The sequence below is a fragment of the Pseudomonas sp. E1BtOHC1 genome (assembly GCF_058744285.1).
This window is the reverse complement of the sequence record NZ_CP196023.1, coordinates 5,704,907-5,717,673: the sequence shown is the minus strand read 5'-3', so window position 1 is coordinate 5,717,673 and position 12,767 is coordinate 5,704,907. Positions and strand designations below refer to the sequence as shown.

General features: G+C 56.8%; 5 protein-coding genes, 2 tRNA genes and 3 rRNA genes. 8 read left to right on the top strand and 2 right to left on the bottom strand.

Annotated elements, in window-relative coordinates:
- Positions 1 to 73 precede the first annotated feature (73 nt).
- Positions 74 to 961 carry a threonine/homoserine exporter RhtA gene (gene rhtA / locus ACSSVC_RS25695; RefSeq protein ID WP_492611649.1) on the bottom strand — a complete coding sequence of 296 codons (888 nt, stop codon included), beginning with the start codon at positions 959 to 961 and terminating at the stop codon, positions 74 to 76.
- A gap of 696 nt (positions 962 to 1,657) precedes the next feature.
- On the opposite strand from rhtA, the gene ACSSVC_RS25690 reads away from it, so the two are divergent.
- The 6 genes from ACSSVC_RS25690 (at position 1,658) to mrdA (ending at position 9,024) form a co-directional block, all read left to right on the top strand.
- Positions 1,658 to 3,196: ribosomal RNA gene (locus ACSSVC_RS25690) — 16S ribosomal RNA — on the top strand.
- A 123-nt stretch (positions 3,197 to 3,319) separates the two neighbouring features.
- Positions 3,320 to 3,396, top strand: a tRNA-Ile gene (locus ACSSVC_RS25685).
- Between the two features lie 10 nt (positions 3,397 to 3,406).
- Positions 3,407 to 3,482: transfer RNA gene (locus ACSSVC_RS25680), tRNA-Ala, on the top strand.
- A gap of 235 nt (positions 3,483 to 3,717) precedes the next feature.
- Positions 3,718 to 6,609: ribosomal RNA gene (locus ACSSVC_RS25675) — 23S ribosomal RNA — on the top strand.
- Positions 6,610 to 6,757: 148 nt separating this feature from the next.
- A 5S ribosomal RNA gene (rrf, locus tag ACSSVC_RS25670) occupies positions 6,758 to 6,873 on the top strand.
- Together the 16S, 23S and 5S rRNA genes with 2 tRNA genes alongside form the textbook arrangement of a ribosomal RNA operon.
- 258 nt (positions 6,874 to 7,131) lie before the next feature.
- A complete protein-coding gene (gene mrdA, locus ACSSVC_RS25665) occupies positions 7,132 to 9,024 on the top strand; it encodes a penicillin-binding protein 2 (protein WP_346636199.1) in 1,893 nt (630 codons plus the stop codon).
- Between the two features lie 57 nt (positions 9,025 to 9,081).
- On the opposite strand, the gene ACSSVC_RS25660 is transcribed toward mrdA, so the two are convergent.
- On the bottom strand, positions 9,082 to 10,017 hold the full coding sequence (locus ACSSVC_RS25660) for a LysR family transcriptional regulator (protein WP_492611648.1): 936 nt from the start codon (positions 10,015 to 10,017) through the stop codon (positions 9,082 to 9,084).
- A gap of 177 nt (positions 10,018 to 10,194) precedes the next feature.
- Between ACSSVC_RS25660 and ACSSVC_RS25655 the strand changes: the two genes are divergently transcribed.
- Together ACSSVC_RS25655 and ACSSVC_RS25650 are read left to right on the top strand one after the other, a co-directional pair.
- Entirely contained in the window at positions 10,195 to 11,508 is a 1,314-nt protein-coding gene (locus tag ACSSVC_RS25655) for an MFS transporter (RefSeq protein WP_404937400.1), read from the top strand.
- Positions 11,509 to 11,527: 19 nt separating this feature from the next.
- Complete coding sequence (locus tag ACSSVC_RS25650) at positions 11,528 to 12,757, top strand: Zn-dependent hydrolase (RefSeq protein WP_492611647.1); 1,230 nt, start codon at positions 11,528 to 11,530, stop codon at positions 12,755 to 12,757.
- Positions 12,758 to 12,767 lie beyond the last annotated feature (10 nt).

The following is a 12,767-nucleotide window of genomic DNA, read 5'->3' as shown; positions in this document are numbered from 1 at the left end:
GACAACTCCATGGTTGACGTTGAGTAGCCGACTAAACATGGCCTAATTGAACGGTAATTACCAGAGTTGAATCTCAATCAACCGCAACTAATGGTTTGGACTCGCGACGCATAGTCATGGTTGCTCCTACGGAAGCAAGGATGATGCAGGCGATGGCCATCCACTGCGCAAGGGAAAGGTATTCGTGCAGGAACAGCAGGCCGGAAAGTGCGCCGAAAGCAGGTTCGATACTCATCAGGGTGCCAAAGGTGCGTGCTGGCATGCGGGTCAGGGCGACCATCTCCAGACTATAAGGAAGCGCGGTAGACAAGATGGCCACGCCCAGGGCTACGGGGATCAAGGAAGGGGTGAGTAAGGCGGCGCCGGCGTGGACGATGCCAATGGGGGCGACGAAGAGTGCTGCGATCATTACTCCCAGGGCTGCGGTCTGGATACCGTTCTCGGCCCCGGCCTTTTGCCCGAACAGGATGTACAGTGCCCAGCAGACTCCGGCCCCCAATGCGTAGCCTGCGCCCATCGGGTCGATGGCGGTTTCGGTGGCTCCAGTGGGAATGAGCAGCAGTAGTCCGACGATGGCCAGGGCGATCCACAGGAAGTCGATAGCCTTGCGTGAGGCGTAGATGGCCACCGCCAAGGGGCCGGTGAACTCCAGAGCGACAGCAATTCCCAGGGGCACAGTTCTCAGGGACATATAGAAGAGGAAGTTCATCCCGCCCAGGGCCATACCGTAGACGATCACGGTGCGCAGGGTATTGGCGGTGAACTTGGCGCGCCATGGCCTTAATAGAAGCAGCATGATGATGCTGGCGAAGATCAGGCGCAGGGTGGTTGTGCCTTGGGCGCCAACGACGGGGAACATGCTCTTGGCCAGGGAGGCGCCCGATTGAATCGAGGCCATGGCAATAAGCAGTAGCCCCACCGGAAACAAGGTCGAGGCAAGGCTGCGCGGTTGGTCGTTCATGCAGGGAGTCATCCAGAGTGTGAGGGGGGGAGCATGTGGGCCATGATGCTTAACTAATGAGCGATGAGCAATATAGTGCGCAAAGTCTTTTTTGCGCTTCTATATAGAAGCTGTCGGCAAGGCTTTTTGCGTTGAATCATAGAAAATGCAAATTAACCCTTGACGGCAGATTCTACAGGTCTATAATTCGCCCCACTTCCGGCGCAGTCGAAACGGAAAACTCCTTGATATTCAACGAGTTACACAGTTTTCGACAGCGGTTACGCTTCAGTTCATCGAAGCCAGAAGCAGTTGGTAAGGCAGTGTGTTTTCGCCTTATTAACGATTCGATCCTCTCGGTCGAAAGCGGTTGAAAAGAGGTGTTGACAGCAGCGTGTAACGCTGTAGAATTCGCCTCCCGCTAACGAGAGATCGGAGGCGCAAGTGGTTGAAGTTAAAAAGGAAACTTTGAAAACTTCTTAAAAAAATCACTTGACAGTAAATGAGGCTGCTGTAGAATGCGCGCCTCGGTTGAGACGAAAGATCTTAACCAACCGCTCTTTAACAACTGAATCAAGCAATTCGTGTGGGTGCTTGTGGAGTCAGACTGATAGTCAAAAAGATTATCAGCATCACAAGTTACTCCGCGAGAAATCAAAGATGTAACCAACGATTGCTGAGCCAAGTTTAGGGTTTTCTCAAAACCCAAAGATGTTTGAACTGAAGAGTTTGATCATGGCTCAGATTGAACGCTGGCGGCAGGCCTAACACATGCAAGTCGAGCGGCAGCACGGGTACTTGTACCTGGTGGCGAGCGGCGGACGGGTGAGTAATGCCTAGGAATCTGCCTAGTAGTGGGGGATAACGTCCGGAAACGGGCGCTAATACCGCATACGTCCTACGGGAGAAAGTGGGGGATCTTCGGACCTCACGCTATTAGATGAGCCTAGGTCGGATTAGCTAGTTGGTGAGGTAATGGCTCACCAAGGCTACGATCCGTAACTGGTCTGAGAGGATGATCAGTCACACTGGAACTGAGACACGGTCCAGACTCCTACGGGAGGCAGCAGTGGGGAATATTGGACAATGGGCGAAAGCCTGATCCAGCCATGCCGCGTGTGTGAAGAAGGTCTTCGGATTGTAAAGCACTTTAAGTTGGGAGGAAGGGCAGTTACCTAATACGTGATTGTTTTGACGTTACCGACAGAATAAGCACCGGCTAACTCTGTGCCAGCAGCCGCGGTAATACAGAGGGTGCAAGCGTTAATCGGAATTACTGGGCGTAAAGCGCGCGTAGGTGGTTTGTTAAGTTGAATGTGAAAGCCCCGGGCTCAACCTGGGAACTGCATCCAAAACTGGCAAGCTAGAGTATGGTAGAGGGTGGTGGAATTTCCTGTGTAGCGGTGAAATGCGTAGATATAGGAAGGAACACCAGTGGCGAAGGCGACCACCTGGACTGATACTGACACTGAGGTGCGAAAGCGTGGGGAGCAAACAGGATTAGATACCCTGGTAGTCCACGCCGTAAACGATGTCAACTAGCCGTTGGGAGCCTTGAGCTCTTAGTGGCGCAGCTAACGCATTAAGTTGACCGCCTGGGGAGTACGGCCGCAAGGTTAAAACTCAAATGAATTGACGGGGGCCCGCACAAGCGGTGGAGCATGTGGTTTAATTCGAAGCAACGCGAAGAACCTTACCAGGCCTTGACATCCAATGAACTTTCTAGAGATAGATTGGTGCCTTCGGGAACATTGAGACAGGTGCTGCATGGCTGTCGTCAGCTCGTGTCGTGAGATGTTGGGTTAAGTCCCGTAACGAGCGCAACCCTTGTCCTTAGTTACCAGCACGTTATGGTGGGCACTCTAAGGAGACTGCCGGTGACAAACCGGAGGAAGGTGGGGATGACGTCAAGTCATCATGGCCCTTACGGCCTGGGCTACACACGTGCTACAATGGTCGGTACAAAGGGTTGCCAAGCCGCGAGGTGGAGCTAATCCCATAAAACCGATCGTAGTCCGGATCGCAGTCTGCAACTCGACTGCGTGAAGTCGGAATCGCTAGTAATCGCGAATCAGAATGTCGCGGTGAATACGTTCCCGGGCCTTGTACACACCGCCCGTCACACCATGGGAGTGGGTTGCACCAGAAGTAGCTAGTCTAACCTTCGGGAGGACGGTTACCACGGTGTGATTCATGACTGGGGTGAAGTCGTAACAAGGTAGCCGTAGGGGAACCTGCGGCTGGATCACCTCCTTAATCGACGACATCAGCTGCTCCATAAGTTCCCACACGAATTGCTTGATTCATTGAAGAAGACGATAGAAGCAGCTTTAAGCTCCAAGCTGATAGCTCCAAGCTAACAGTTACAAGCTCGAAATTGGGTCTGTAGCTCAGTTGGTTAGAGCGCACCCCTGATAAGGGTGAGGTCGGCAGTTCGAATCTGCCCAGACCCACCAATTTTGTTATGGGGCCATAGCTCAGCTGGGAGAGCGCCTGCCTTGCACGCAGGAGGTCAGCGGTTCGATCCCGCTTGGCTCCACCATAAACTGCTTCTGAAAGCTTAGAAATGAGCATTCACTTTGAATGTTGATTTCTAGTCTTTTGATTAGATCGTTCTTTAAAAATTTGGGTATGTGATAGAAAGATAGACTGAACGTTACTTTCACTGGTAACGGATCAGGCTAAGGTAAAATTTGTGAGGCTCTTAATTGAGCAGCAATTGCAAATTTTCGGCGAATGTCGTCTTCATAGTATAACCAGATTGCTTGGGGTTATATGGTCAAGTGAAGAAGCGCATACGGTGGATGCCTTGGCAGTCAGAGGCGATGAAAGACGTGGTAGCCTGCGAAAAGCTTCGGGGAGTCGGCAAACAGACTTTGATCCGGAGATGTCTGAATGGGGGAACCCAGCCATCATAAGATGGTTATCTTGTACTGAATACATAGGTGCAAGAGGCGAACCAGGGGAACTGAAACATCTAAGTACCCTGAGGAAAAGAAATCAACCGAGATTCCCTTAGTAGTGGCGAGCGAACGGGGACTAGCCCTTAAGTGGCTTTGAGATTAGCGGAACGCTCTGGAAAGTGCGGCCATAGTGGGTGATAGCCCTGTACGCGAAAATCTCTTAGTCATGAAATCGAGTAGGACGGGGCACGAGAAACCTTGTCTGAATATGGGGGGACCATCCTCCAAGGCTAAATACTACTGACTGACCGATAGTGAACTAGTACCGTGAGGGAAAGGCGAAAAGAACCCCGGAGAGGGGAGTGAAATAGATCCTGAAACCGTATGCGTACAAGCAGTGGGAGCAGACTTTGTTCTGTGACTGCGTACCTTTTGTATAATGGGTCAGCGACTTATTTTCAGTGGCGAGCTTAACCGAATAGGGGAGGCGTAGCGAAAGCGAGTCTTAATAGGGCGTCTAGTCGCTGGGAATAGACCCGAAACCGGGCGATCTATCCATGGGCAGGTTGAAGGTTAGGTAACACTGACTGGAGGACCGAACCGACTACCGTTGAAAAGTTAGCGGATGACCTGTGGATCGGAGTGAAAGGCTAATCAAGCTCGGAGATAGCTGGTTCTCCTCGAAAGCTATTTAGGTAGCGCCTCATGTATCACTGTAGGGGGTAGAGCACTGTTTCGGCTAGGGGGTCATCCCGACTTACCAAACCGATGCAAACTCCGAATACCTACAAGTGCCGAGCATGGGAGACACACGGCGGGTGCTAACGTCCGTCGTGAAAAGGGAAACAACCCAGACCGTCAGCTAAGGTCCCAAAGTTATGGTTAAGTGGGAAACGATGTGGGAAGGCTTAGACAGCTAGGAGGTTGGCTTAGAAGCAGCCACCCTTTAAAGAAAGCGTAATAGCTCACTAGTCGAGTCGGCCTGCGCGGAAGATGTAACGGGGCTCAAACCATACACCGAAGCTACGGGTATCACGTAAGTGATGCGGTAGAGGAGCGTTCTGTAAGCCTGTGAAGGTGAGTTGAGAAGCTTGCTGGAGGTATCAGAAGTGCGAATGCTGACATGAGTAACGACAATGGGTGTGAAAAACACCCACGCCGAAAGACCAAGGTTTCCTGCGCAACGTTAATCGACGCAGGGTTAGTCGGTCCCTAAGGCGAGGCTGAAAAGCGTAGTCGATGGAAAACAGGTTAATATTCCTGTACTTCTAGTTATTGCGATGGAGGGACGGAGAAGGCTAGGCCAGCTTGGCGTTGGTTGTCCAAGTTTAAGGTGGTAGGCTGGAATCTTAGGTAAATCCGGGATTCTAAGGCCGAGAGCTGATGACGAGTTACCTTTTAGGTGACGAAGTGGTTGATGCCATGCTTCCAAGAAAAGCTTCTAAGCTTCAGATAACTAGGAACCGTACCCCAAACCGACACAGGTGGTTGGGTAGAGAATACCAAGGCGCTTGAGAGAACTCGGGTGAAGGAACTAGGCAAAATGGCACCGTAACTTCGGGAGAAGGTGCGCCGGTGAGGGTGAAGGACTTGCTCCGTAAGCTCATGCCGGTCGAAGATACCAGGCCGCTGCGACTGTTTATTAAAAACACAGCACTCTGCAAACACGAAAGTGGACGTATAGGGTGTGACGCCTGCCCGGTGCCGGAAGGTTAATTGATGGGGTTAGCTAACGCGAAGCTCTTGATCGAAGCCCCGGTAAACGGCGGCCGTAACTATAACGGTCCTAAGGTAGCGAAATTCCTTGTCGGGTAAGTTCCGACCTGCACGAATGGCGTAACGATGGCGGCGCTGTCTCCACCCGAGACTCAGTGAAATTGAAATCGCTGTGAAGATGCAGTGTATCCGCGGCTAGACGGAAAGACCCCGTGAACCTTTACTATAGCTTTGCACTGGACTTTGAATTTGCTTGTGTAGGATAGGTGGGAGGCTTTGAAGCGTGAACGCCAGTTTGCGTGGAGCCATCCTTGAAATACCACCCTGGCAACTTTGAGGTTCTAACTCAGGTCCGTTATCCGGATCGAGGACAGTGTATGGTGGGTAGTTTGACTGGGGCGGTCTCCTCCTAAAGAGTAACGGAGGAGTACGAAGGTGCGCTCAGACCGGTCGGAAATCGGTCGTAGAGTATAAAGGCAAAAGCGCGCTTGACTGCGAGACAGACACGTCGAGCAGGTACGAAAGTAGGTCTTAGTGATCCGGTGGTTCTGTATGGAAGGGCCATCGCTCAACGGATAAAAGGTACTCCGGGGATAACAGGCTGATACCGCCCAAGAGTTCATATCGACGGCGGTGTTTGGCACCTCGATGTCGGCTCATCACATCCTGGGGCTGAAGCCGGTCCCAAGGGTATGGCTGTTCGCCATTTAAAGTGGTACGCGAGCTGGGTTTAGAACGTCGTGAGACAGTTCGGTCCCTATCTGCCGTGGACGTTTGAGATTTGAGAGGGGCTGCTCCTAGTACGAGAGGACCGGAGTGGACGAACCTCTGGTGTTCCGGTTGTCACGCCAGTGGCATTGCCGGGTAGCTATGTTCGGAAAAGATAACCGCTGAAAGCATCTAAGCGGGAAACTTGCCTCAAGATGAGATCTCACTGGAACCTTGAGTTCCCTAAAGGGCCGTCGAAGACTACGACGTTGATAGGTTGGGTGTGTAAGCGCTGTGAGGCGTTGAGCTAACCAATACTAATTGCCCGTGAGGCTTGACCATATAACACCCAAGCAATTTGCTTAAGAAGCGAGTTGCGGTGTGTGAAGACGAAACAAACCGAAAGTTTGCACCGCTCACAAAGCACACGAATCTATTACATACCCATTTGCTGGCACGTTGCATAAGCGACGGTCTGGCTACCGAATTTCTTGACGACCATAGAGCGTTGGAACCACCTGATCCCATCCCGAACTCAGAAGTGAAACGATGCATCGCCGATGGTAGTGTGGGGTTTCCCCATGTGAGAGTAGGTCATCGTCAAGATTAAATTCCGAAACCCCAATTGCGAAAGCAATTGGGGTTTTGTTTTTGCGCGCGAAAAAGCCAATTCCCGCAACGACCAGAAAAGACAGTGCCTTCGCATAGCCCCACAGCTGCAGTGGGGCCAGCACCACTGATCACCCGCGATGGAAATCCCCTCAAAATCAGCGGGTGGTTTTTGGTATGGTGCAGCTCTTTTTAAGGACTTGAGTTCACCCGCACGGATCAGCGTCGACCTCTATTCAACGAGAAGCTGTAGCAATGCCCGAAGCGATTCCGATCAAGGACCACGAGAAAGAAAACCGCCTGGTCAACAAGCGCCTTCTGGCCTGCGCTGTGTTGGTGGTGGCCATTACCTGCGCCTTGGTAGGGCGTATGTACTTCCTTCAGGTGGTGGAGTTCGACTATCACTCCACTGTCTCGGAAAACAACCGTGTCCACGTGCTGCCGATCACCCCGACCCGCGGGCTGATCTACGACCGCAATGGCGTGGTTCTGGCGGACAACCGCCCCAGCTTCAACCTGACCATCACCCGCGAACGCACCACCGATCTCAAGGGCGAGTTGGACGCGGTGATCGACCTGCTGCACCTGCCGCCAGAGGATCGCCCCCTGTTCGACAAGGAGATGAAGCAGGCCCGCCACCCCTTCGTCCCCGTGACCCTCTTCTACGAGCTCACCGAAGAGCAAATCGCCGTCCTTGCGGTCAACGAGTACCGCCTGCCAGGACTGGATGTGGAAGCCCAGTTCGTCCGCCATTACCCCATGGGCGCCCACTTTGCCCACTCCATCGGCTACGTTGGGCGGATCAACGAGAAAGAAACCAAGACCCTAGATTCGGTGGAATACCGTGGCACCCAGTCCATTGGCAAGACGGGCGTCGAGAAGTTCTACGAGTCCGAGCTGCACGGTCACGTAGGCTATGAGGAGGTCGAGACCAACGCCCAGGGACGGGTCATGCGCGTGCTCAAACACACCGATCCTATCCCAGGGAAGAACATTGTCCTGAGCCTGGATATCAAGCTTCAGGAAGCTGCCGAAGAGGCCCTGGGGGATCGTCGCGGCTCAGTGGTAGCCCTCGACCCTGCCACGGGCGAAGTCCTGGCCATGGTCAGCAAGCCGAGCTTTGATCCCAACCTGTTCGTCACCGGTATCAGCTTCAAGGAATACGCCGCGCTGCACGACTCCATCGACCGCCCGTTGTTCAACCGGGTGCTGCGCGGCCTCTACGCACCAGGTTCCACCATCAAGCCGGAGGTGGCGATTGCCGGCCTCGACACCGGCGTGGTTACCGCCTCGACCCGAGTCTTCGACCCCGGTTACTACCAGTTGCCGGACTTCGATCACAAATACCGCAACTGGAACCACAGCGGCGATGGTTGGGTGGATATGGACGCAGCGATCATGCGCTCCAATGACACCTACTTCTACGATCTGGCCCACAAGCTCGGCATCGACCGTCTGCACGACTACATGGCGATGTTCGGCCTGGGCGAGAAAGTCTCCCTGGACATGTTCGAGGAATCCCCAGGATTGATGCCATCCCAAGCCTGGAAGCGCGCCACCCGCCGCCAGCCCTGGTTCCCGGGGGAAACCGTGATCCTCGGCATTGGTCAGGGCTATATGCAGGTCACGCCGCTGCAACTGGCCCAGGCCACAGCGCTGATCGCCAACAAGGGCGTGTGGAACCGTCCGCACCTGGCCAAGACCATTGATGGCGTGGCTCCAGTGGATGAGCATCCGATGCCCAACATCCTGCTGAAGAATCCTCACGACTGGGATCAGGTCAACCACGGCATGCAGATGGTGATGCACGACCCGCGGGGCATCGCCCGCGCTGCCGCCGCCGGTGCGCAGTACCGCATCGCCGGCAAGAGTGGTACCGCTCAGGTGGTGGCGATCAAACAGGGCGAGCGCTATGACCGTCTCAAGACCCGCGAACGCAACCGCGACAACGCCTTGTTCGTCGGCTTCGCCCCCGCCGAGCACCCACAGATCGTGATCTCGGTAATGATCGAGAACGGTGAGGCCGGCGGCCGGGTCGCCGGGCCCGTGGTGCGACAGATCATGGACGCCTGGCTGCTGGACCAGAACGGCCACCTCAAGCCGCAATACGCTACTCCCGCCAAGGCCCCTGGCGATCCCCACGTCTGAGTCATTGCAACATCGGGCTGCCCCGCACCTTGTGAGCCCAGCCGATCGTTCCTTGAGTCACTGAGCGGTGAGGCGGTCCTGCAGCAGCTTCAGGAACAGGACCTCGGCACGGCTCATGCGTTGTTCACGGTTCCACAGCAGATGGATATCGACATCGGCGATGCCGTCATGGGGCGGCAGGCGCCACAGCAGCCTGGCATCGACATCGGCGGCCACCACATGCTCCGGCAGGCAGCCGATGCCAAACCCGGCGATCACCAGGCGCCGTACCTCCTCCAGGCTCGGCGAGGAGGCGACGATGCGTCCGCTGAAGCCCTGCTGGTCACGGAAGATGGTCAGTGGCGAGAGCATGCCGCCGATCTGGTCGCTGGTGAAACTGACAAAATTCTCCCGCTGCAGATCACCCTCGGCCACGTCCTGACGCCCGAATAGCGGGTGATGCTTGCCGCAAAAAAATGCGTAGCGCTGCCGCAGGAACAGCCGTTGTTCCAGGCGTGGCTGTGGCCGCCGATTAAGGCTCAGGCCCAGGGTCGCGGTCTTCTCCTGCAGGGCGCTGACGATATCCGAGCTGCGCATCACCTCCACCTCCAGGTCGACTCGCGGATGCTGGCGATGGAAGTCGGCCAGAAAATCATCGAAACGCTCATTGAGGATCCGGCTGATGATCAGCAGTCGCACCTTGCCGATCACCTCGTCGGCGGGCTGCTCCAGCACGCTGCTGACCTGGGACACCTGGCCGTAGATTTCCCCGGCCAGGGCAAAGATCTGTTCGCCCACTTCGGTCAGGGCAAAGCGCGGCCCGCGCCTGGCGATCAACTGCCGCCCCAGCTGTTCTTCCAGGCGCTTGAGGGCTTGGCTCACCGCCGGCTGGGTCAGGTGCAGGCGCGCCGCTGCGCGACTGATGCTCAGTTCCTGGCCGATCACCCGGAAGGTGCGCAGCAGGTTCCAGTCGAGGCGGTCATTGAGCAGGCGTCGGGCATCGCGGTCGGACATGGCAGGGCTCTGGATCGGGATCTAGGTGGATAATAAGCCAGGATAATAATCGAGATAACCAATAGAAAATTGACTAATTATCTGGCGAAACGGATAAATCCCTCCCAGACAGGCGCCCACAGAAGCCCCTGCGTTTGACCCTTTCTCCTGCCACAAAAATAACCAAAGGAGCCAACCATGAAGCCTTCCGCTTCGCCGCAGCCACGCCGAGCCGCGGCTGCCGCCTTTATCGGCACCATGATCGAGTGGTACGACTTCTACATCTACGCCACCGCTGCGGCGCTGGTGTTCGGTGCCTTGTTCTTCCCCTCCGACGACAAACTGTTCAGCACCATGGCCGCTTTCGGGACCTTTGCCGTGGGCTTCTTCGCCCGGCCCCTGGGGGGCATCATCTTCGGCCATATCGGCGACCGTATCGGCCGCAAGAAATCCCTGGTCATCACCTTGCTGATGATGGGCGTGGTCACCGTGTGCATCGGCTTGCTGCCGACTTATGCACAGATCGGCGCCCTGGCCCCGGTGCTGTTGATCCTGCTGCGCATCGTCCAGGGCATTGCCGTGGGAGGCGAGTGGGGCGGGGCGGTGCTGATGGCCGGCGAACATGCGCCCAAGGGCCGGCGCAACTTCTTCGCCTCCTTCGCCCAATTGGGTAGCCCGGCGGGACTGATCCTTTCGTTACTGGCTTTCAGCGCCGTGACCCGCCTGCCCGAGGACGCGCTGATGAGTTGGGGTTGGCGCCTGCCGTTCCTCGCCAGCGCGTTGTTGCTGCTGGTGGGCCTGGCGATACGCCTGGGGGTCAACGAGTCGCCGGAATTTCTCGCCAGCCGCGAGCAGGCGGCCAAATCGGTGCGCAAGGAGCAGGCACCCGTGATGGAAGTGCTGCGCACGGCCTGGCGCCCGCTGCTGCTGTGCATTGGCGCCAATACCCTGGGAATCGCCGGGGTGTATTTCACCAACACCTTCATGATTGCCTACACCACCCAGCAACTGGAAATCCCCCGTTCGTTGATTCTCGAATGCCTGTTCGTGGTGGCGATCATCCAGTTCTGCATCCAGCCCCTGGCGGCCTGGACCGCCGAGAAAATCGGCGCCACGCGCTTTCTATGCCTGGTGTCAGTACTGGCCATGGCCTCGCCCTATCCGATGTTTGTGCTGGTGAGTTCCGCTCAGGCGCCCCTGATGATCTTCGGCATCGCCTTGGCAGTGGTGTGCATGGCCTCCTTCTACGCGGTGATCGCCGGTTACGTCAGCGGCATGTTCGAGACGCGGGTGCGCTACACCGCGATCTCCCTCGCCTATCAAGTCTGCGGTGCCCTGGCCGGTGGCCTGACCCCGCTGATCGGCACCTGGCTGGCCCACAGGTTCATCGGCCAATGGTGGCCGATGGCGCTGTTCTACAGCCTGATCGCCGCGGTATCGCTGATTTGCGTGCTGGCCCTGTCGCGCCGACATGCCCACGCCCAGCGCCTGGAAATGGCGTCCAACGCTTGATTGTCTGGAGAAATGATTGATGTTGAAAATCAATGGCGAACGCCTCTGGGCGAGCCTGATGGCCATGGCCGAAATCGGCGCCACCGCTCGCGGCGGTAGCTGCCGTCTGGCCCTGAGCGATGAGGACCGGGCCGGGCGCGAGCTCTTCGCCCACTGGTGTACAGAAGCCGGCATGACCCTGAGCGTCGACCCCATCGGCAACCTGTTTGCCCGCCGTCCCGGCAGCGACCCGGACGCTGCTCCAGTGATGATGGGCAGCCACCTCGACACCCAGCCCGAAGGTGGACGTTTTGACGGTGTCTACGGCGTGCTGGCCGGGTTGGAAGTGGTGCGCACGCTCAATGATCTTGGGGTCCGGACCCGCAAGCCCCTGGAGGTGGCGGTGTGGACCAACGAGGAGGGCGCGCGCTTCACCCCGGCGATGTTCGGCTCGGCGGTGTTCACCGGGAGCATGTCCCTGGACGCCGCCCTGGCGGTGCGCGATGCCGATGGCATCAGCGTCGCCCAGGCTCTGCAGCGCACCGGTTACGCTGGCAATCGGCCTTTGGGCGGGGCGGTGGATGCCTATTTCGAAGCCCATATCGAGCAGGGCCCGATCCTTGAAGACAACGCCAAGAGCATTGGCGTGGTCAGTGGCGGCCAGGCAATCCGTTGGCTCGATGTTCAGGTTGAAGGCATGGCTGCTCACGCCGGCACCACGCCGATGCCACTGCGCAAGGATGCCTTGTATGGCGCCGCGCAGATGATCCTCGCCGTGGAGCAGTTGGCGGTGGATTTTGCCCCGCAAGGCCTGACCACTGTCGGTGAGCTGAGCGTCGCCAAGTCGTCGCGCAATACCATTCCCGGGTTGCTGACCTTCACCGTCGACCTGCGCCACCACCATGATCAGCAGATTGCCGCCATGGAGCAGCAGGTAGAGGAACGCCTGGGCAGCATTGCCCGGCAGCGCGGGCTCAAGGTCAGCATCGACCGTCACTGGGTCAGCCCGGCCACGCCCTTTGACGCCGACTGCGTGGCGGCGGTGCAACAGGCGGTGGAAGGGCTTGGCTATGCTCAGCAGTCCATCGTTAGCGGCGCCGGCCACGACGCCATCCTGCTGGCACGCTATTGCCCCACCGCCATGGTGTTCATTCCCTGTGTCGGTGGCCTGAGTCACAACGAAGCCGAAGACGTGTTGCCCGAGGACGTGCGCCAGGGCGCCGATGTATTGCTTAACGCCGTGCTGGCCCGTGCCGGCCAGGTTGAATAAGGAGAAGGTC